This is a genomic window from Pseudomonas sp. GD03944, from assembly GCF_029839275.1.
In the GTDB taxonomy this organism is placed as follows: Bacteria; Pseudomonadota; Gammaproteobacteria; order Pseudomonadales; family Pseudomonadaceae; genus Aquipseudomonas.
Genome location: NZ_JAOCAH010000002.1, coordinates 127,238 through 145,505, shown reverse-complemented (window position 1 = coordinate 145,505; position 18,268 = coordinate 127,238). Strand labels below are relative to the sequence as shown.

The window sequence follows — 18,268 nt, the reverse complement described above, 5'->3', positions numbered from 1 at the left end:
GGGTCTTTCAATCCCGTTCGTACTGTGTCGGTGCGCCTGCCTCAGACTTGAATGCCATTCGGCGATTCGTTCCGGTGCGGGCGGCGTGATTCCCTGTTCTTCTCCTGACCCTCCTGGTGCCTGCTGGTTTCACCCCATTCGTACCCGGTATGTCATGGACCGCCGGGCAGGTCAATGCAGGGTGGGTGCCAGTGCGGCGGCAAATGCCAGGGCCCTAACGCAAGAAGCCCGGCAAGGGCCGGGCTTCTCGGGAGCGGAACGCGGTATCAGGCAGCGTAGTTCTTGGCTACGAAGTCCCAGTTGACCAGGTTCCAGAACGCCTCGACATACTTCGGACGCACGTTGCGGTAGTCGATGTAGTAGGCGTGTTCCCACACGTCGCAGGTCAGCAGCGGGGTGTCGCCGCTGGTCAGCGGGCAGCCGGCGCCGATGGTGCTGGCCAGGGCCAGGGAACCGTCAGCCTTTTTCACCAGCCAGCCCCAGCCGGAACCGAAGGTGCCGATGGAGACCTTGCTGAACTCTTCCTTGAACTTGTCGAAGGAACCGAAGGCTGCGTTGATCGCGTCAGCCAGGGCGCCGGTCGGCTGGCCACCGCCGTTCGGCGACAGGCAGTTCCAGTAGAAGGTGTGGTTCCAGACCTGAGCGGCGTTGTTGAACACGCCACCGGAGGAGGTCTTGACGATTTCTTCCAGGGTCTTGCCTTCGAACTCGGTGCCTGGAATCAGGTTGTTCAGGTTCACGACATAGGTGTTGTGGTGTTTGTCGTGGTGGTATTCCAGCGTTTCCTTGGAAATATGCGGCTGCAGGGCGTCATGAGCGTAAGGCAGCGGCGGCAATTCGAAAGCCATGGTTTATCTCCTAATAATCAGGTCAGTTGCGGTGAGCGCAAGGCCGATCACGGGCGGCCAGACATACGCCGGGAGTTTTTACTCTTTGCGACGCAGACCGAGGATCATAGCACCGGGCCTGCGTCATAACCACGCAGCAACTGTGTGGGAAAGCCGGTGCCAGGGCCTCTTCCTGTATGGAACGGATCGCCCGGGCAGGGTTCCATCAACCGAGTTTCATCAGCACCACGCCGACGACGATCACGCCGCAGGCAATCAGGCGAATCGGCGGCATGGGCTCCTTCAGCAGCACATAGCCGATCAGCAGGGCGAACACCACGCTGCTTTCTCGCAGGGCCGACACCAGCGCCACCGGCGCCTGGGTCATGGCCCAGATGACGATGCTGTAAGCCAGCAGCGACAGGGCGCCACCGCCCAGGCCGCCGCGCCAGTGGGCGCCGAGCTGGAGAAAGACCCGTGGGCCGCGACGCAGGGCGATGACCGCGGCCGCCACCGCGCCGTTCACCGCGAACAGCCAGGCCGAGTAGGACAACGCATCCTGGTTGAGCCGGGCGCCTGCGGCATCGGACAAGGTGTAGCCGGCGATGAACGCCGCGGTCAGCAGCGCACTGCCCAGCAGCGGCAGGTTCAGCGGTGCAGCCTGGCGCCCGCCGCGCAGGGCCATCAGCCAGATACCGCCCACCAGGATCAGCAGGCCGATCAACTGGCCGGTGGACAGCGTATCGCCCAGCCACAGCAGCGACAGCCCGGCCACCAGCAGGGGCGAGCTGCCGCGGGTGATCGGGTACACCTGGCCCAGGTCGCCATGCTGGTAGGCCCGCGCCAGGAACACGTTGTAGCCGATGTGCAGCAGCGCCGAGAGGGCGATCCAGGGCCAGGCGGCCGCCACCGGGAAGGCCACGAACGGCAGGGCCAGCAGGGCGATGAGGCCGGCGGCGATCTGGATCAGCGAGGCGGTGAGGAAGCGGTCCAGGCCGATTTTCAGCAGCGCGTTCCAACCGGCATGGAGCGCAGCGGCAACCATCACGGCGATGAAGACCGAGGTGGGCAAGCGGGAGGTCCTTGTTCGGCAGGCAGGGCACGGAGCCGGAGGTGGGTCGATCATAGCCCCCGGCCTGTCGCCCTGGCCACCCGCTGGCGGTCAGGTGGCGGCGCCGTTGCGCAGCAGTTGCCAGGCGATGCTGAACATCATGGCGGCCACGCCCAGGTCGATCAGGCGCCAGGTGGCCGGGCGCGACAGCCAGGGCGCCAGCCAGGCGGCGCCGAGGGCCAGGGTCAGGAACCAGATCATCGAGGCGCTGGCTGCCCCCAGGGCGTAGGCCCCGGGCACACTCTGCTGCGCCCCGAGCGAGCCGATCAGCAGCACCGTGTCCAGGTACACGTGGGGGTTGAGCAGGGTGACCGCCAGGGCGGCCAGCATCACCGTGCGCAACGACTTCGGCGTATGCGCCTGCTCGCCTTGCAGGCCTTGTGGGCGCAGGGCGCGCAGCAGGGCCTGGGCGCCGTACCAGAGTAGGAAGGCCGCGCCGCCCCAGCGCGCCACGCCGAGCAGCAACGGGCTCTGGGTCAGTACCGCGGCCAGGCCGAATACGCCGGCGGCCACCAGCAGCGCATCGCAGACGATGCACAGCAGCGCCACCGGCAGATGGTGTTCCCGGCGCAGGCTCTGAGCCAGGACGAAGGCGTTCTGTGCGCCGAGGGCGATGATCAGGCCGGCGGCGATCAGCAGGCCGTTGCTGTAGCTCTGCCACATGGCCGTCACTCCGCCGTCTGCGCCAGGTGGCGCAGGGCGTCGAGCGCACGCGCACCGTCGACCTGGGCGACGAACAGGTGGTCGTGGTAGTAGGCGGCCACCACGTTGCAACTGATGCCGACCGCTGCCAGCGCACCCGCCACCGCGGCGGTCAGGCCCACGGCGCTGAGGGCCGAGTGCACCTCCAGGGTGATCCAGGCTGCCACGTAATCGACCGTCAGGCCCAGTCGCTCCGCGTCCTGCTGCGGCAGGATCACCGTCAGGCCTTCTCGTTCGTGGAAGCTGCCCAGTGGTTCGAGGCCCTGCAGGGCTTCTCGGCCCGCCAGGGTGCAGAACACATAGGCGCCGTCGTTGAGTACGGGGTTCATGCTGCGCAGCAGGGTGGAAAGGGAGGTTTCGCCGGCCATTGAAAAGGTGCTCTGTCGCGTTGGGAGGTGGCCAGTCTGCGGGGATTGCCTGTATAAGAAAAAGCAATCTTGCTGATCGCTCATTAGGAGAACTGATTTGTTCGATTACAAACTGCTGGCCGCCCTGGCAGCGGTGGTGGAACAGACGGGCTTCGAGCGCGCCGCCCAGGTCCTTGGGCTGTCGCAGTCGGCGGTGTCGCAGCGCATCAAGCTGCTCGAGGCGCGGGTCGGCCAGCCGGTGCTGGTGCGCGCCACACCGCCCACGCCGACCGAGATCGGCCGGCGCCTGCTCAACCACGTACAGCAGGTGCGCCTGCTCGAACGCGACCTGCAGGGCCAGGTGCCGGCCCTGGATGAAGGCGGCCTGCCGGAGCGACTGCGCATCGCGGTGAACGCCGACAGCCTGGCGACCTGGTGGGCGGCGGCGGTGGGCGACTTCTGCGCCGAGCACCGGGTGTTGCTGGACCTGGTGGTGGAAGACCAGGAGGTCGGCCTCAAGCGCATGCGCGCCGGTGACGTGGCGGCCTGCGTGTGCGCCAGCGATCGTCCGGTGGCCGGCGCGCGCAGCCTGGCGCTCGGGGCGATGCGCTACCGGGCACTGGCCAGCCCGGCGTTCATCGCCCGGCACTTTCCTCGGGGTGTGGTGGCCAGTGAGCTGGCGCGGGTGCCGGCCATCGTCTTCGGCCCGGACGACCAGTTGCAGCACCGCTACCTGGCGGCGCTCGGCGTCGGGGGCGGTTTTGCCTATCACCTGTGCCCGTCGTCAGAGGGCTTCGTGCGCATGGCGCTCGGCGGCCTGGGCTGGGGGCTGGTGCCCGAACACCAGGTTCCCGAGGAGCTGGCGCGGGGCGAGCTGGTCGAGCTGATTCCGCAGCAGGTGATCGATGTACCGTTGTACTGGCACCACTGGCGTAACGGCGGCGAGCTGCTCGCCAGCCTGACCGGGCACCTGGCCCGGGCGTCTGCCAGTTGCCTGGTGCCGCTGCCCTAGGACTGCTGCGCAGTGGTCAGGCCAGCACGATGCTGCCGGAGCCCGGGAGCTGTTCCACGCAGCGTGCGCCGAGCAGGCGGGACGGCGTGAAGTAGCCGCCAGCGCCGTGGTAGGCGAGCAGGTGACGCACCGCCAGCAGGGCGCCATGCACCGTCACCTCATAACCGTTGGCGGTCTCCACCCGTGCGCTCTTCACCTGGCCGACAGCGTTGCGTACCTCGCCCCAGACCCAGGTGCGCAGCCGCTCCCGAGCGTTCTGGTCGGGACCCTGGATACGCGCCTGCACCTGCTGCTTCAGCCAGTCCTGCACCCTGGGCAGGCCGAACAGCGGGCGCAGCGGATCGATCAGGCGCATGCCCATGGCCAGCGCGGGTGGGGTGGGCAGGTAGACCTCGATGTTGTCGATGGCGGTGGAGTAGTAGGCCGTGGCCACGTCGCCCCAGGGGATGGTCACCGCGCTTTTCTGCCCCCGGCCGAAGTCGATGGTCCGGCGTTTGTAGCCCAGCGGCACGTCCGTGATGACGCCGCCCCGGCGTACCTTGCCGCCGAGGGACAGGCCTTCCACCGTGGTCTTGGCGGTACCAGGCGAAAGCCCGCTGGCGGTGTCGAACCCCAGGGCCAGTTCCCGGGCGTCCGGCATGGCCTGGTGCAGGCAGGCGGCCAGGCAGTCGGTGGGGATCACGTCGAAGCCGACCCCGGGGCAGACCACCACGCCCAGCTCCCGGGCCTGGGCATCGCGGGCGTGGGCGGCCTCGAACACGCCGATTTCGCCGGTGATGTCGACATAGTGACTGGCGCTGGCCAGGCAGGCGTCGATCATCGGTGCGCTGGTGGCTGAAAAGGGCCCAGCGCAATGGGCCACTACCGCCACGTCCGCCAGGGCCTCCAGCGTCCGCTCAGGGTGCTGCACATCGAACACCCGGCATTCCAGGCCCAGGGCGCTGCCCACTGCATGCACCGCGTCCGGGCTGCGGCCGGCGAGGATCGGCGTCAGCCCCTCGCGCCGCGCCTGCTCGGCCAGCAGGTGGCCGGTGTAGCCATTGGCGCCGTAGATCAGCCAGTTGTGCCGGGGCATGCCGAACTCCTGTGAAGTGGGGTGTCTGAGCGATACAGGGTAGCCGCTCGCGGCTCGCAGGGCCGTCGTTCTGGCGTGCAACGCCACGGCGGCGGCCAGGCGGCGCTGCTAGAGTGCCCTCAACGTCATGGGTGATGAGAGAACCTGCATGAAGATTCTGGTGACAGGGGCGAGTGGTTTCATCGGGGGGCGGTTTGCACGGTTCGCCCTGGAGCAGGGGCTGAGCGTGCGGGTCAACGGGCGCCGGGCGGACGGCGTGGCGCACTTGGTCAAGCGCGGAGCCGAGTTCATCCAGGGCGACCTGTCCGACCCCGAGCTGGTGCAGCAGCTGTGCCAGGACGTCGAGGCGGTGGTGCATTGCGCCGGTGCCGTCGGCGTATGGGGGCGCTACGAGCACTTCCACCAGGCCAACGTGGTGGTGACCGGCAATGTCGTCGAGGCCTGCCTCAAGCAGCGCGTGCGGCGCCTGGTGCACCTGTCGTCGCCGTCGATCTATTTCGATGGCCACTCCCATGTGGGGATTCGCGAGGAGCAGGTGCCGTCGCGTTTCTTCGACCACTACGGCAAGACCAAGTACCTGGCCGAGCAGCAGGTGTTCGATGCCCAGGAGTTCGGCCTCGAAGTGCTGGCGCTGCGGCCGCGCTCGGTGACCGGTGCCGGCGACACCAGCATCTTCCCGCGCTTGATCAACATGCAGCGCAAGGGGCGGTTGTCGATCATCGGCAACGGCCTGAACCGTGTCGATTTCACCAGTGTCCACAACCTCAACGATGCCCTGCTCAGCGCCTTGCTGGCCGCCGGCCCGGCCCTTGGCAAAGCCTACAACATCAGCAACGGTGAGCCCGTACCGCTATGGGACCTGGTGAATTACGTGATGCGCCAGTTGGGGCTGCCACCGGTCACCCGGCACATGCCCTACGGCCTGGCTTACAGCGCGGCGGCCCTGAACGAGGGCGTGTGCGCGCTGCTGCCGGGCCGACCGGAGCCGACCCTGTTTCGCCTGGGCGTGGCGGTGATGGCCAAGGACTTCTCCCTGGACATCAGCCAGGCCCGGCAGTACCTGGACTACGACCCCAGGGTCAGCCTGTGGACCGCCCTGGATGAGTTCTGCCACTGGTGGAAGGCCCACCATCCGGCCTGAACCCGTCGCTCAGGCGTGCACCCGCTGACCGCGGTAGATCAGCACCGAGGGGCTCGTCGAGGGCGGCGGTGGCGTGTCCACCAGCAGTGGGCGGCCGGCCTGGAGGCGCGGCGCCGGCTCGTCCTCTGGCGTTTCGAAGGGCTGGTCGCTGTAACTGGCCAGCCGCTTGCCCAGTTGCCGGGTTTCTTCACTGGCGGAGGTGAGGCAGGCGCTGAGCATGCTGGTGACCGCGTCGGGCTGGCTCATGCGGATATCCACCGCCAGTTCGTCGCGAAGCCGGCGGCGCAGGCTTTTCATGCAGTCGAGCACTTCTCTGTTCAATTCCATTGGCTGTACCCCCTTGCTTGCGGAAGTAGCCGGGTGGCGTTCATCCCGAATCGCACCGAGCTGATCTTGTCGCGTTGACCGCGTACGGGTTGCGCCTACATCGCCGGATATTCTTCCCGAGGCGTGTGAATACGTCGCAAGCGGGCCGGTGCAAAGTGCATACCAGTTCACAACGCGAGGAACTGCGCGGGGTGGGCACGGTCAAGGAGCCTGGGTTCTCGCCCTTTGTCAGCGCGTGTTGCACCGGTGCGGTGCGACACTGAAGCGCGACGCGCGAACCGTTATACTGCGCGGCAAAGTGCCTCTACGGCGTATTCATGAAGGTTTATCCATGCGTAACGATGCTCACGACGAACTCGATCACGTGCCCAGCCTGAAGGCTGACCAGCGCGATCACGATGACTACGAGACCGATCATCCGGAGCCCGCGCGTGCGCCCGCCTATGGCCGTTCCACGGCTGCGGCAGCCCCCGTCAAAGGGGCCAGCACCGGGCCGCTGTGGGCGCTGGTCGGGGCCCTGATGATCGCCCTCGGTGGCCTCGGCTGGTGGAGCTTCCAGCAGATCAGCCTGATGGAGCAGCAACTGGTTGCCACCCAGGAAAGCTTCGCGCGCATCAGCGAAGAAGCCGCCGGTCGCATCCAGGACATCTCCGGCAAGGTGGTGGCCACCGAATCCAACGTCACCAGCGGCAGCGAAGCGCTGAAGCTGCAGGTCAAGCAGCTGGAAGGCAAGCTCGCCGAGCTGACCAAGCAGCAGCAGGGCATCGCCAGCCAGCAGGGTGAGCAAACCAAGCGCCTCGAGCAACTGGGCGCGGACCTGAAAGGCCAGGCAGGCGCTGCCAGCAAGTTCGAAGCCCCGCTGAAGACCCTGACCACCGAGCAGGCATCGCTGAAGGCCGAGCTGGCCAGCCTGAAGTCCGCCCAGGGCGGCCTGGGCAAGGTCGAGGAGCAGCTCAAGCGCCTGGGCACCGATGTCGAGGCCCTGAAGAAGATCGGCAACCCGAACCAGGCCATCGGTCGCCTGGAGCAGGACCTGCTGGTGCTCAAGAGCGACCTGGAAACCCGTCCCGCACCGAGCAACAACACCGCCGAGTTCGATGCGTTCCGCGCGCAGATGACCCGCAACATCAGCACCCTGCAAGCCCAGGTGCAGAACCTGCAGCAGCAGATCGACGCGCGCTGAGTTCGTCGAGACCTGAGCAGGCTGGCCTGCTCAGGGCGCAAGGTGTCCCGGGTATCGCTTCGCTCAACCCAGGCTACACCCGTATGACAAAACGCCCGATGCGTCCTGTATCGGGCGTTTTCTATTGTGGTCCTGGTTTTTCCCCGGTTACGGGCTGAACCTGTAGGAGCGGCTGGGCGGCATTCCGATTGCCCGCGAGCTCTTGCTCTACGCCTCGTCCGATGCGTCATGCAGGCTGCCGAGCTCGCGGCCAAGGCCGCTCCTACAGAGTACGGAACCGGATCGCCCCCCTGCACCAGGCGCCCAGTGCCTTGCATTGGGCGCCTTTGTCTCAGCCTTTTGCGGTTACAGACGCGGGTAGTCGATGTAGCCCACCGGGCCGCCGGCGTAGAAGGTGTCCGGCCGGGCTTCGTTCAGCGGGGCGTCCTGCTCCAGGCGCGCAGGCAGGTCCGGGTTGGCGATGAACGGCACGCCGAAGGCCACCGCATCGGCCTTGCCGCTGGCCAGCCAGGCGTTGGACTGGTCCTTGGTGAAGCCTTCGTTGGCGATGAAGACGCCGCCGAAGGCGTCCTTCAGGCTCGGCGACAGGCTGTCGTCGGCCTCGGCCTCGCGGGCGCAGAGGAAGGCCACGCCACGCTTGCCCAGCTCGCGGGCCACGTAGGTGAAGGTTTCGCGGCGGTTGGAGTCGCCCATGTCATGGCTGTCCGCACGGGGTGCCAGGTGCACGCCGACACGGCCGGCGCCCCACACGCCAATCACCGCGTCGGTGACTTCCAGCAGCAGGCGCGCGCGGTTCTCCAGGGAGCCGCCGTAGGCGTCGGTGCGCTGGTTGGTGCTGTCCTGGAGGAACTGGTCCAGCAGGTAACCGTTGGCACCATGGACTTCCACGCCGTCGAAACCGGCGGCCTTGGCATTCTCGGCGCCCAGGCGGTAGGCCTCGACGATGTCGGCGATTTCTTCGGTCGCCAGGGCGCGCGGGGTGACGAAGGCCTTCTTCGGGCGTACCAGGCTGACGTGCCCGGCCGGTTGCAGGGCGCTCGGCGCGACCGGGGTTTCACCGTTCAGGTAGAGCGGGTCGGAGATGCGGCCGACGTGCCACAGCTGCAGCACGATCTTGCCACCGGCCGCGTGCACGGCGCGGGTGATGTTATGCCAGCCGCGCACCTGGGCGTCGGACCAGATGCCGGGGGTGTCGGGGTAGCCCACACCCATCGGCGTCACCGAGGTCGCTTCGCTGATGATCAGGCCGGCGGAGGCACGCTGCACGTAGTACTCGGCCATCAGCGCGTTGGGCACGCGGCCTTCGTCGGCGCGGCAACGGGTCAGCGGCGCCATGATGATGCGGTTGCTCAGTTCCAGGTCGCCGATCGTGATCGGGTCGAAAAGCGTGGTCATGGGGACAGTCCTCTGTTAGTCGGCGAGTGCCAGTTCAGGTTCGGGTTTGCGGGAATGGAAGGTGAGCAGGGTGGCGAGCAGCGCCAGCACGGCCAGGGCGGCTGCGGCCAGCGGCACGCGGGTGAGGCCGAAACCTTCGGCGATCACCACGCCGCCGATCCAGGCGCCGAGGGCGTTGCCGACGTTGAAGGCGCCGATGTTCAGGGTCGAGACCAGGTTGGGCGCGCCGCTACCGAACGCCACCACGTTGACCTGCAGGGCCGGCACGGCGGCGAACGCGGCCATGGCCCAGAGGAACAGGGTGATTTCTGCCGGCACCAGCGCCTGGCTGGTCCAGGTGAACAGGCTGGTGACCACCGCCATGGCGACGAACACGCCGAGCAGGGTGTTCTTCAGGTTGCGGTCGGCCAGGCGACCGCCGATCACGTTGCCCAGGGTCAGGCCCAGGCCGATCAGCAGCAGGGTCCAGGTCACGCCGCTGGGCGACACGCCGGTGACGTCGCCGAGCAGCGGGGCGATGTAGGTGAACAGGGCGAACATCGAGGCCGAGAACAGCACGGTGGTGCTCAGGGCCAGCCACAGGCCTGCGCCTTTCAGGGCACGCACTTCGCTGGCCAGGTCGGCCTTGGCTTCGTCGGTCTTGCTCGGCAGCACGCGCCACAGGCCGATGAGGGCGAACACGCCGATCAGCGTCACCGCCCAGAAGGTCGAGCGCCAGCCGGCGTACTGGCCCAGGGCGGTGCCCAGGGGCACACCGAGCACGTTGGCCAGGGTCAGGCCGGTGAACATCAGGGCCACGGCGGAGGCGCGGCGGTTGGCCGGCACCAGGCTGGCTGCCACCACCGAGCCGATGCCGAAGAACGCGCCATGGCACAGGGCGGTGATGACCCGCGCCAGCATCAGCATCTGATAGTCACTGGCCAGGGCGCAGAACAGGTTGCCGGCGATGAAGATGCCCATCAGCGAGAGCAGCGCCGCCTTGCGTGGCCAACTGGCGGTGGCCAGGGCCATGAACGGGGCGCCGATGGCCACGCCCAGGGCGTAGCCGGTGACCAGCCAGCCGGCACCGGGGATCGACACGCCGAGGTCGGCGGCCACTTCGGGCAGCAGGCCCATGATGACGAATTCCGTGGTGCCGATGGCGAAGGCGGACAACGCCAAGACGAGAAGTGCTGTGGGCATGCCGCCAGCTCCTGATTGAACGATGAAGGGAAGGGGAGTCAGAGTTCGGTGCCGATGTGCTGCAGGAAGGCCTGGATGGCGGGTTCGTTGCGCTTGAAGAAATGCCACTGGCCGACCTTGCGGCTGGTGATCAGGCCGGCCCGCTGCAGGGTCGCCAGGTGGGCGGAGACCGTCGATTGCGAGAGCCCGGTGCGCTGGTCGATCTTCCCGGCACACACGCCGATTTCCAGCGAATGCTCCTGCTCGGGGAAATACGCCTCGGGGTCTTTCAGCCAGTGCAGGATGTCGCGGCGCACGGGGTGGGCCAGGGCCTTGATGACGTCGTCGATGTCGATCTGCATGGGCGGGTTCCGGGAAGGCTGTAACGCTGTATCGCGATAGGGCGAACCTTATATCGGTCTCGGGCGATATACAGATCGTTCCGGGCAATAGTGCTCATCGACAGGGCTGATGTGTAAGCTGAGGGCATGAACTACCTCGCTCACCTGCACCTTGGCGGCGCTGCGCCGGCCCAACTGCTCGGCAGCCTCTACGGCGACTTCGTCAAAGGGCCGCTGGCCGGGCAGTGGCCGGCGGAAATCGAGGCGGCCATCCACCTGCACCGGCGCATCGATGCCTTCACCGACAGCCATCCGTTGCAGGCCGAGGCGCGGGCGCGTTTTCCCCGTGAGCGGCGCCGCTATGCCGGCATCCTGCTGGACCTGTTCTTCGACCACTGCCTGGCCTTGAACTGGACGGATTACGCCGACGAGCCGCTCGCGCAGTTCACCGGGCGGGTGTACCGGGTGCTGGCGGCCGAACCGGTGTTACCGGGGCGCCTGGCGCTGATCGCGCCGCGCATGGCGGCGCAGGACTGGCTGGGCAGCTACACCGAGTTCGAGGTATTGAATGACGTGGTGCGCGGCATGCAGCGGCGTCTGTCGCGCCCCGAGGGGCTGGACGGTTCGATGTTGGAATTGCAGCGGCTGTACGAGCCGCTGATGGGGGATTTCCAGCGTTTCTACCCGGAACTGCAGGCCTTCGTGGCCCGCGAGCAGGAGCGGGGCTGACGCTGCCTCAGGCGGCGATGTCTTCCACGGTCAGGGTGTCGTCGATCAGTGGCTGGCCGGCCAGGGCAGCGGCCACCGCGGCCTGGGCACGGCGCGCCAGTTCGTTGCGGTTAGCGTCGCGGCTGGCGATCGGTTGCAGCAGTTGGATATCCACATCGGCCACGTCGCTGCCGAGCAGGCGCAGCAGGTGCGAGAGCATGTCGTCATCGCCGATGAACGGGGCGATCTCATCCACCGCGCCGGCGCGCCGGTAACGGATCGCCACCGGTTGCAGGCTCACGCCGCTGTCGATGGCACTGCTCAGCAGGCGACCGTGGAAGGTGCGCACGTTCTTGCCATCGGTGGTGGTGCCTTCGGGGAAGATCAGCAGGTGGCGGCCCTGTTGCAGGTGACGGCCGAGTTGTTCGTTGAGCAGGTTGCCATCCCCCGAACCGCGGCGGATGAACAGCGTGCCGGCCTTGAGTGCCAGCCAGCCGGCCACCGGCCAGGCACGCACTTCGGCCTTGGACAGGAAGGACAGCGGGGTGAGCATGCCGAGCAGGGGAATGTCGGTCCACGACACGTGGTTGCTGACCCACAGCATCGGCTCGCGGGGCAGTTCGCCCTGAACCGTGAGGCGGAACGGCAGGGCCGCGCTCAGGCGCGCCATGAACCAGCGGGTCAGGCGTTGGCGCAGGCCCATCAGGTCATGCCGTACCACGCGTTCCAGCAGGCTGATGGTGGCGGCGAACAGGGTGCCGAGGGCGATGACCCCCACCAGGCGAACGAGCCGCAGGTACAAGCGCAGTTTCTTCATCGAGGGTTCCACGGGTACAGACACGAAAGCCGGCATTGTCTACACAGTGCCGGCGGTTCCTGCAAGCGGCCAGGCGATCCGTCGCGCCTCAGACCGCCGCCTTGAAGTGGCGGGCGTAACGCGGGCAGAGTTCGTCGCGCTTGAGCAGGATGAACACGTCGGCGACCTGGAAGTCCGGGTCCCAGCAGGGCTCGCCGCAGATCTTCGCGCCCAGGCGCATATAGGCCTTGAGCAGCGGCGGCATTTCCGCGATGACGTTGCTCGGTACATCCAGCGACGGCAGCGGCAGCTTGGGTTCGGCGCGCAGGTGTTCGGTGCACAGGTAGCGCTCGCGCAGGCGTTGCATGATGGCCTGGGCCTGGATGCCGCCGTCCTGCATCGGGATGCTGGCGCAGCCCATCAGGTAGCGGTAGCCGCCTTCGTTGAGCACTTCGGCCAGTTCGGCCCAGAGCACGGCGATGGTGCCGCCGTTGCGGTAGGCGGTGTCGACGCAGGTGCGGCCGATTTCCAGCACCGGGCCTTCGAGGTGCGGCAGGCCGTGCAGGCTGAATTCTTCTTCGCTGTAGAAGCGACCGAGGCCGGCGGCGGCACGGTGGTCGAGCAGGCGGGTAGTGGCCACCAGCTCGCCGCTGTTCAGGTCGCGCACGCCGATGTGCATGCAGTGCACGTCGTAGTCATCCATGTCCAGGCCCAGTTCGGCACCCTTGAGCTTGGCATCGAATTCCGCACTGAAGACCCGGAAGCGCAAGGCTTGGGCTTCACGCAGGGCAGAGGGGCCAACCAGGCGTTCGGCCTGCAGGCGGCGAGCGGTGTTCGTAGCGTTCTGGGTCATGCCTATGCCTCCGTAAGCCGGCTTTGTGGGTTGCAGCCGGTCGATCTTGTTGGGCAAGCTCAGGCTAGGCAGGACGAGTGTCACCACTGTGAAGCTTTGGTGATGCTTGTGTGACGCCGGACCAAGACCCCGAAACCGAGGAGTTGTGCATGCCCTGGCCGACCTTGTTACAGACCGATGGCCACCTGCCCGAGCAGGCCAGCCTGGACGAGTGGTACGCCCAGTTGCTGGCGCGTGCAGGCCAGTGTTCCGCCCTCGAACTGGCGGTGCTGGGTGGTCGCCTGGCGGCCACGCCGGGCCTGGCGTTCCTCGCCGGTTACCAGAGTGCGTTGCGCGTGCTCTGGCCGTCGGCACCGCGCTCGCTCGGCGCCCTGTGCGCCACGGAGAACCGCAGCGTGCGCCCGGCGGACATGCACACCCGGCTCGACGGCCTGAGCCTGAACGGGCGCAAGGATTTCGTCACCGCGGCCAGCGCCGCCGACTGGCTGCTGGTGGCGGCCCGGGAAGAGGCGCCGGGGGACGGTGTGAAGCTGGCGCTGGGCGTGGTGCGCAACGGCGCGCCCGGGGTACGGGTGGAGCGGCTGCCGGCACTGCCCCTGGTGCCGGATATCGACCATGGCCGCCTGCACCTGGAGGACGCCCAGTGCGAGCGCCTGCCGGGCGACGGTTGGGACGCCTACGTGAAGCCGTTTCGCAGCATCGAAGACACCTATGTGCTCACGGCCCTGTGCGCCTGGCTGAGTGGTATCGGGCAACGGTGCGCCTGGCCGCAGCCCGTTCAGCTGCGCCTGCTCGGCGTGCTGGCCGGCTGCGCCGAGGTGACGCGCCTGCCGCCGGCGGCACCGGCCACGCACCTGATGCTGGCCGGGGTGTACGCCCAGTTCGCCAGTCTGGAGACGGAACTCGATGCCGCCTTCGCCGCCGGACCTGCGCAGTGGGTCGGGTTGTGGGCGCGCGACAAGGGCATCCTGCAGCTGGCCGCGGCGGCCCGCGCCAAGCGCCTGGAGAAGGCGAAGGCGGCGCTGACCCTGGGGTGAGCGGCAGCCGCTCACCAAAGCCTTGATCCAGATCAGTAAGCCGGAGGGGCGCCGGGGCTAGAGTCGCGTGGTTTAGACAGAGAGCCCTCCATGCGACGCGAACCTATCGTGCTGTTCGACAACGGCAGTCACCAATGCTTGATGTTTGATGATCTGGTCAGCGGCGAGGGGGTGCAGTCCAATCAGTTTCTGATCACCGACCACGGCCAGTACCTGCTGCTCGACCCGGGCGGCGACCTGACCTACACGCCGCTGTCGCTGGGGCTGTCGCGGTTCATCCCGGTGCAGGACCTGACCTACATCTTCGCCTCGCACCAGGACCCGGACATCATCGCCTCCCTGGACAAGTGGCTGCTGCACACCGGGGCGCGGGTCATCTGCTCCAAGCTGTGGGCGCGTTTCCTGCCGCACCTCACGGCCAACTACCTGTCGATCAACCACGGCATTTCCACCTACGACCGCATCATCGCGCTGCCGGACCGCGGGCAGTCGATTCCGCTCGGGCGCTGCAGCCTGAAGGCGGTGCCGGCGCACTTCCTGCACTCGGTGGGCAACTTCCAGCTGTACGACCCGGTCAGCAAGATCCTGTTCTCCGGCGACATGGGCGCCTCGATGGTGGACGACGCCAGTCCGGTGCAGGACTTCGTCAACCATGTGCCGAACATGGAGGGCTTCCACCGCCGCTACATGGCGGGCAACAAGGCCTGCCGCCTGTGGGCCGCGATGGTGCGGGACATGGACATCGAGATGATCGTGCCGCAGCACGGCCGGCCGTTCGTGGGACAAGAAATGATCAGCGCATTCCTGTACTGGATCGAAAACCTCGAATGCGGCCTGGACCTGATGGGGCCGGACGACTACCGCCTGCCCAAGTGAACTGACGTTTTGCGCCGAATAGCCCGCTGACTCGGCGCGTTCGGCGCTTTTTACTGTCATTTCAGCCGTGATAGGGTGCCGGCCTCCTGATTCGTGAGAGGCGTTCCAATGCCCGCTTCCCTGCTGCGCCGGTTGACGCTCGCGCTGACCGTGGCGATGACCCCTGGACTGGCCCTGGCCGAGGCCTGGCCCACCACCGAGTGGCCGCGGACCAAGATCGCCGGCAGCCCGGCCATCGAGGCGCTGGACGCCTATGCCTTCCCCGCGCGTGATGACGCGACCCGCCAGGGCGTGCGCACCGACGCCCTGCTGGTGATCCGCGACGGCATCCTGGTCTACGAGCGTTATGCCGGGCCGACCCAGGTCGACACGCCGCACCTGACCTGGTCGATCAGCAAGAGCATCATGGCCACCGTGCTCGGCGTGGCTTATGGCGAAGGGCGTTTCAAGCTCGATGCGCCGGCCGCCGAGTATTACCCGCCGTTCGCCCGGCACCCCGGGGTCAAGGTCGGCCACCTGCTGAACTGGGCCTCCGGGCTCGACTGGCAGGAAGACTACGAATACGCGCCGCTGAAATCCTCGGTGGTGGCGATGCTCTACACCCGCGGTCGCAGCGACATGGCGCAGTTCGCCGCCGAACATGAGGCCGATGCCGCGCCGGGCCAGCGCTTCCGTTACTCCAGCGGCGACAGCAACGTGCTGTCCGCCGCGCTACGCGGCATGCTGGGGCCCCAGGGCAACTACGCTGACTACCCCTGGACCGCGCTGTTCGAGCCGATCGGCATCACCTCGGCGGTCTGGGAAACCGATGCCGCCGGGACCTTCGTCGGTTCGTCCTACGCCTACCTCACCGCCCGCGACCTGGCGCGCATCGGCCTGCTGATGCAGCGCGACGGCCGCTGGCAGGAGCGCCAGGTGCTGCCCAAGGCCTGGGTCGAGTTCAACCGCACGCCGTTCGCTAACTACCAGCCGCAACCGGACAAGGCTGGCGACGCGGTGCCCGGTGGCCAGTGGTGGTTGAACGCCGCCGTGGGCGCCATCGCCAAGCCCTGGCCGGATGCACCGGGCAATACCTTCGCCGCGCTCGGCCACTGGGGGCAGGCGCTGTATGTGCTGCCGACAGAAAAGCTGGTGGTGGTGCGCTACGCCGATGACCGCGATGGCAGCTACCAGCACAACGAACTGCTGAAACGCGTGACCGCCGCCTTTGCCGAGGAGGTGCAGCCATGATCCGCCGCCGTCCGTTCACCTCGCTGTTGCTGCTGGTCGTTGTGCTGCTCCTGGCCCTGGCCTGGAGCAACCGCACCCACCTGCAGGCGTTCCCCGGCATCATTGGGGCCTATTCGGCCAAGGAGTACTGCTCCTGCCGCTACGTCATGAACAACCCGGCGGAGTACTGCCTGGCCTACGTCGAGCAGTACGTGCCCCTGAGCGGCTTCTTCGACGATGCGGCCAACAAGCGCGTGACCGCCCGTGGCCTGGGCAGCACCCAGAGCGCGCAGTGGCTGAGCCCGCGCCAGGGCTGCCAGTTGTTGCCCGAGGCGCTGCCGCTGCCGGAACGCTGAGGGCCGTAACGGGCTTTGCAACGCACCGGCCGGGTCGCTATCGTGGCGCCTGGATCGGTTGATGTTCGAGGATTTATGCGCAGGCTCTTCGCCCTGATCACGACGGCATGCATGGCGCTACCGGCACAGGCCGGCTGGTACCTGGACAACGAGTCGTCGCGGCTGTCGTTCATTTCCACCAAGGCGGTCAACGTCTCGGAAGTGCATCGCTTCCTGACGTTGCACGGCCAGGTCAGCGACGCCGGCAAGGCGCGCCTGCGGGTGGACCTGGAGTCGGTCAGCACCGGCATCGCCCTGCGTGACGAGCGCCTGCGCAGCCTGTTGTTCGACACCCGGCAGTTCGCCGAAGCGAAGGTCGAGACCGATCTAGACCTGGGGCCGATCAGCACCCTGGCCCCCGGTGCCCAGCTGGAACTGCGCCTACCACTGACCATCAGCCTGCACGGTCGCGAGCAGCGCCTGGACGCCGAGTTGCTGGCCACGCGCCTGGACGACCGCCGCTTCCAGGTGGTGACCCTGGCGCCGCTGGTGCTGCACCTCGATGCCTTCGACCTCGCGCCCGGCGTCGAGCGCCTGCGCGAAGTGGCCGGCCTGTCGGCGATCAGCCTGGCCGTGCCGGTCAGTGCCGTGCTGATTTTCACGGAGCGCTGATGCCCGGCATGGTGTTCCCCTGGCGCAGTGGCAACCGGTTTGCGTTGCTCAACGACGGGCCGGTGTTCTTCCCGCGCATGCTCGAGGCCATCGACGCCGCGCAGCACCAGGTCGAACTGGAGCTGTACCTGCTGGAACGGGGCGCCTGTTGCGAGGTGCTGTTCACCGCGCTGATAGCCGCGGCGGAGCGGGGCGTTGCGGTGCGCTGCCTGTTCGATGATTTCGGTGCCCAGGGCATCCTGCCCGCCGACCGCGATCGCCTGCTGGCTTCCAAGGTCCAGGTGCGCTGGTACAACCCGCTGCGCTGGCGCCGCGGCTGGCGCAATTTCTACCGGGACCACCGCAAGCTGCTGGTGGTCGATCGGCAATCGGCCTTCGTCGGCGGTACCGGTGCCACCGATGAATTCTGGGTGCCGGGTGACGAACAGAGCGCCTGGCGCGAAACCATGGTCGAGATGAGCGGCCCGCTGGTGCTGGATTGGCAGCAGCTGTTCGACCACCAGTGGCACGCCTGCCATGCGCGCTTCGCCTGGCGTCCCTCGCTGCCCATGGGCCTGGGACGCCTGCCGCTGATTCCGGCGGCGGAGGCAGGGCTGGGGCGCGTGGCCTACGCCGACTCGCGCCAGCACCGGGACATCCTGCAGTCGCTGGTGCGCGCCCTGCAGCACGCCAAAGGCCGTATCTGGTTCGCCACGCCGTATTTCCTGCCGACCTGGAAGGTCCGCCGGGCCCTGCGCAAGGCCGCCGCCCGGGGCGTGGACGTGCGGCTGCTGCTCGCCGGCCGCTACACCGACAACCCGCCGGTGCGCTATGCCGGCCAGCGCTACTACCCGCGCCTGCTCAAGGCCGGGGTGAAGATCTTCGAGTACCAGCCGCGCTTTTTGCACCTGAAGATGGTGCTGGTGGACGACTGGGTCAGCGTCGGCTCGTGCAACTTCGATCACTGGAACCTGCGTTTCAACCTAGACGCCAACGTCGAGGCCCTCGACCCGGAGCTGACCGCGGCGGTGATGGCCAGCCTGCAGGCGGATTTCGCCGAAAGCCGTGAGGTGGACATGGCCCATTGGCGCGCACGGCCCTGGTGGCGGCGGGCGCAGCAGCGGGTGTGGGGCTGGCTGGATCGCCTGGTGGTCAATTTGCTCGATCGCCGCCGCTAATCC

Annotated in this window: 21 protein-coding genes; 10 read left to right on the top strand and 11 right to left on the bottom strand. The window is 67.5% G+C overall.

Annotated elements, in window-relative coordinates; all coding sequences use genetic code 11:
* Positions 1-266 precede the first annotated feature (266 nt).
* From sodB to N5C28_RS04375, 4 genes are all read right to left on the bottom strand, one after another.
* On the bottom strand, positions 267-848 hold the full coding sequence (gene sodB, locus N5C28_RS04390; RefSeq protein ID WP_279820577.1) for a superoxide dismutase [Fe]: 582 nt from the start codon (positions 846-848) through the stop codon (positions 267-269).
* A 205-nt stretch (positions 849-1,053) separates the two neighbouring features.
* Positions 1,054-1,899, bottom strand: coding sequence for an EamA family transporter (locus tag N5C28_RS04385; RefSeq protein WP_279820576.1), 846 nt, complete (start codon positions 1,897-1,899; stop codon positions 1,054-1,056).
* Between the two features lie 90 nt (positions 1,900-1,989).
* Positions 1,990-2,601 carry a LysE/ArgO family amino acid transporter gene (locus tag N5C28_RS04380; protein ID WP_279820575.1) on the bottom strand — a complete coding sequence of 204 codons (612 nt, stop codon included), beginning with the start codon at positions 2,599-2,601 and terminating at the stop codon, positions 1,990-1,992.
* Between the two features lie 5 nt (positions 2,602-2,606).
* Positions 2,607-3,008, bottom strand: a complete 402-nt coding sequence (locus N5C28_RS04375) for an ACT domain-containing protein (RefSeq protein ID WP_279820574.1) — start codon at positions 3,006-3,008, stop codon at positions 2,607-2,609.
* Positions 3,009-3,105: 97 nt separating this feature from the next.
* Here N5C28_RS04375 and N5C28_RS04370 point away from each other — a divergent pair, with 97 nt between their 5' ends.
* Complete coding sequence (locus N5C28_RS04370; protein ID WP_279820573.1) at positions 3,106-3,999, top strand: LysR family transcriptional regulator ArgP; 894 nt, start codon at positions 3,106-3,108, stop codon at positions 3,997-3,999.
* A 16-nt stretch (positions 4,000-4,015) separates the two neighbouring features.
* Here the strand turns inward: N5C28_RS04370 and N5C28_RS04365 are convergent, their stop codons facing one another.
* Positions 4,016-5,074: a saccharopine dehydrogenase NADP-binding domain-containing protein gene (locus N5C28_RS04365; protein ID WP_279820572.1), complete on the bottom strand. Its 1,059-nt coding sequence runs from the start codon at positions 5,072-5,074 to the stop codon at positions 4,016-4,018.
* Between the two features lie 148 nt (positions 5,075-5,222).
* On the opposite strand from N5C28_RS04365, the gene N5C28_RS04360 reads away from it, so the two are divergent.
* On the top strand, positions 5,223-6,215 hold the full coding sequence (locus N5C28_RS04360; protein WP_279820571.1) for an NAD(P)-dependent oxidoreductase: 993 nt from the start codon (positions 5,223-5,225) through the stop codon (positions 6,213-6,215).
* A 9-nt stretch (positions 6,216-6,224) separates the two neighbouring features.
* On the opposite strand, the gene N5C28_RS04355 is transcribed toward N5C28_RS04360, so the two are convergent.
* On the bottom strand, positions 6,225-6,542 hold the full coding sequence (locus N5C28_RS04355) for a hypothetical protein (RefSeq protein ID WP_279820569.1): 318 nt from the start codon (positions 6,540-6,542) through the stop codon (positions 6,225-6,227).
* Between the two features lie 331 nt (positions 6,543-6,873).
* On the opposite strand from N5C28_RS04355, the gene N5C28_RS04350 reads away from it, so the two are divergent.
* The gene (locus N5C28_RS04350) at positions 6,874-7,725 is read left to right on the top strand and encodes an ATPase (protein WP_279820567.1); all 852 of its coding nucleotides are present in this window, start codon (positions 6,874-6,876) and stop codon (positions 7,723-7,725) included.
* Positions 7,726-8,070: 345 nt separating this feature from the next.
* On the opposite strand, the gene N5C28_RS04345 is transcribed toward N5C28_RS04350, so the two are convergent.
* The 3 genes from N5C28_RS04345 to N5C28_RS04335 are packed head-to-tail and all read right to left on the bottom strand — an operon-like array spanning position 8,071 to position 10,643.
* Complete coding sequence (locus N5C28_RS04345; RefSeq protein ID WP_279820565.1) at positions 8,071-9,120, bottom strand: alkene reductase; 1,050 nt, start codon at positions 9,118-9,120, stop codon at positions 8,071-8,073.
* A 15-nt stretch (positions 9,121-9,135) separates the two neighbouring features.
* On the bottom strand, positions 9,136-10,302 hold the full coding sequence (locus tag N5C28_RS04340; RefSeq protein WP_279820562.1) for an MFS transporter: 1,167 nt from the start codon (positions 10,300-10,302) through the stop codon (positions 9,136-9,138).
* A gap of 38 nt (positions 10,303-10,340) precedes the next feature.
* Positions 10,341-10,643: a metalloregulator ArsR/SmtB family transcription factor gene (locus N5C28_RS04335; RefSeq protein ID WP_279820561.1), complete on the bottom strand. Its 303-nt coding sequence runs from the start codon at positions 10,641-10,643 to the stop codon at positions 10,341-10,343.
* 126 nt (positions 10,644-10,769) lie between these two features.
* Between N5C28_RS04335 and N5C28_RS04330 the strand changes: the two genes are divergently transcribed.
* Complete coding sequence (locus N5C28_RS04330) at positions 10,770-11,351, top strand: ACP phosphodiesterase (RefSeq protein WP_279820559.1); 582 nt, start codon at positions 10,770-10,772, stop codon at positions 11,349-11,351.
* Positions 11,352-11,358: 7 nt separating this feature from the next.
* Here N5C28_RS04330 and N5C28_RS04325 read toward each other — a convergent pair whose 3' ends face one another.
* Both N5C28_RS04325 and olsB read right to left on the bottom strand, forming a co-directional pair.
* Entirely contained in the window at positions 11,359-12,147 is a 789-nt protein-coding gene (locus tag N5C28_RS04325; protein WP_279820557.1) for a lysophospholipid acyltransferase family protein, read from the bottom strand.
* Between the two features lie 88 nt (positions 12,148-12,235).
* Positions 12,236-12,979 carry an L-ornithine N(alpha)-acyltransferase gene (gene olsB / locus N5C28_RS04320; RefSeq protein WP_279820555.1) on the bottom strand — a complete coding sequence of 248 codons (744 nt, stop codon included), beginning with the start codon at positions 12,977-12,979 and terminating at the stop codon, positions 12,236-12,238.
* 149 nt (positions 12,980-13,128) lie between these two features.
* On the opposite strand from olsB, the gene N5C28_RS04315 reads away from it, so the two are divergent.
* The 6 genes from N5C28_RS04315 (at position 13,129) to N5C28_RS04290 (ending at position 18,265) form a co-directional block, all read left to right on the top strand.
* Positions 13,129-14,016, top strand: coding sequence for an acyl-CoA dehydrogenase family protein (locus N5C28_RS04315; RefSeq protein WP_279820553.1), 888 nt, complete (start codon positions 13,129-13,131; stop codon positions 14,014-14,016).
* A gap of 90 nt (positions 14,017-14,106) precedes the next feature.
* Entirely contained in the window at positions 14,107-14,892 is a 786-nt protein-coding gene (locus tag N5C28_RS04310; protein ID WP_279820552.1) for an MBL fold metallo-hydrolase, read from the top strand.
* 108 nt (positions 14,893-15,000) lie between these two features.
* Positions 15,001-16,122, top strand: coding sequence for a serine hydrolase (locus N5C28_RS04305; RefSeq protein WP_279820550.1), 1,122 nt, complete (start codon positions 15,001-15,003; stop codon positions 16,120-16,122).
* Positions 16,119-16,457 (top strand): amidase, encoded by a 339-nt coding sequence (locus N5C28_RS04300; RefSeq protein ID WP_279820548.1) that lies wholly within the window; start codon positions 16,119-16,121, stop codon positions 16,455-16,457. The genes N5C28_RS04305 and N5C28_RS04300 overlap by 4 nt, the downstream gene beginning before the upstream one ends.
* Before the next feature lie 75 nt (positions 16,458-16,532).
* Positions 16,533-17,108, top strand: coding sequence for a YceI family protein (locus N5C28_RS04295; RefSeq protein WP_279820546.1), 576 nt, complete (start codon positions 16,533-16,535; stop codon positions 17,106-17,108).
* On the top strand, positions 17,108-18,265 hold the full coding sequence (locus N5C28_RS04290) for a phosphatidylserine/phosphatidylglycerophosphate/cardiolipin synthase family protein (protein WP_279820543.1): 1,158 nt from the start codon (positions 17,108-17,110) through the stop codon (positions 18,263-18,265). Before N5C28_RS04295 ends, N5C28_RS04290 begins: the two co-directional genes overlap by 1 nt.
* The last annotated feature ends 3 nt before the right edge of the window (positions 18,266-18,268 follow it).

Coding starts and splice junctions, on each gene's coding strand:
- sodB (WP_279820577.1), bottom strand. CDS start 848: ATGGCTTTCGAATTGCCGCCGCTGCCTTACGCTCATGACGCCCTGCAG.
- N5C28_RS04380 (WP_279820575.1), bottom strand. CDS start 2,601: ATGTGGCAGAGCTACAGCAACGGCCTGCTGATCGCCGCCGGCCTGATC.
- N5C28_RS04375 (WP_279820574.1), bottom strand. CDS start 3,008: ATGGCCGGCGAAACCTCCCTTTCCACCCTGCTGCGCAGCATGAACCCC.
- N5C28_RS04365 (WP_279820572.1), bottom strand. CDS start 5,074: ATGCCCCGGCACAACTGGCTGATCTACGGCGCCAATGGCTACACCGGC.
- N5C28_RS04360 (WP_279820571.1), top strand. CDS start 5,223: ATGAAGATTCTGGTGACAGGGGCGAGTGGTTTCATCGGGGGGCGGTTT.
- N5C28_RS04355 (WP_279820569.1), bottom strand. CDS start 6,542: ATGGAATTGAACAGAGAAGTGCTCGACTGCATGAAAAGCCTGCGCCGC.
- N5C28_RS04350 (WP_279820567.1), top strand. CDS start 6,874: ATGCGTAACGATGCTCACGACGAACTCGATCACGTGCCCAGCCTGAAG.
- N5C28_RS04345 (WP_279820565.1), bottom strand. CDS start 9,120: ATGACCACGCTTTTCGACCCGATCACGATCGGCGACCTGGAACTGAGC.
- N5C28_RS04340 (WP_279820562.1), bottom strand. CDS start 10,302: ATGCCCACAGCACTTCTCGTCTTGGCGTTGTCCGCCTTCGCCATCGGC.
- N5C28_RS04335 (WP_279820561.1), bottom strand. CDS start 10,643: ATGCAGATCGACATCGACGACGTCATCAAGGCCCTGGCCCACCCCGTG.
- N5C28_RS04330 (WP_279820559.1), top strand. CDS start 10,770: ATGAACTACCTCGCTCACCTGCACCTTGGCGGCGCTGCGCCGGCCCAA.
- N5C28_RS04325 (WP_279820557.1), bottom strand. CDS start 12,147: ATGAAGAAACTGCGCTTGTACCTGCGGCTCGTTCGCCTGGTGGGGGTC.
- olsB (WP_279820555.1), bottom strand. CDS start 12,979: ATGACCCAGAACGCTACGAACACCGCTCGCCGCCTGCAGGCCGAACGC.
- N5C28_RS04315 (WP_279820553.1), top strand. CDS start 13,129: ATGCCCTGGCCGACCTTGTTACAGACCGATGGCCACCTGCCCGAGCAG.
- N5C28_RS04310 (WP_279820552.1), top strand. CDS start 14,107: ATGCGACGCGAACCTATCGTGCTGTTCGACAACGGCAGTCACCAATGC.
- N5C28_RS04305 (WP_279820550.1), top strand. CDS start 15,001: ATGCCCGCTTCCCTGCTGCGCCGGTTGACGCTCGCGCTGACCGTGGCG.
- N5C28_RS04300 (WP_279820548.1), top strand. CDS start 16,119: ATGATCCGCCGCCGTCCGTTCACCTCGCTGTTGCTGCTGGTCGTTGTG.
- N5C28_RS04295 (WP_279820546.1), top strand. CDS start 16,533: ATGCGCAGGCTCTTCGCCCTGATCACGACGGCATGCATGGCGCTACCG.
- N5C28_RS04290 (WP_279820543.1), top strand. CDS start 17,108: ATGCCCGGCATGGTGTTCCCCTGGCGCAGTGGCAACCGGTTTGCGTTG.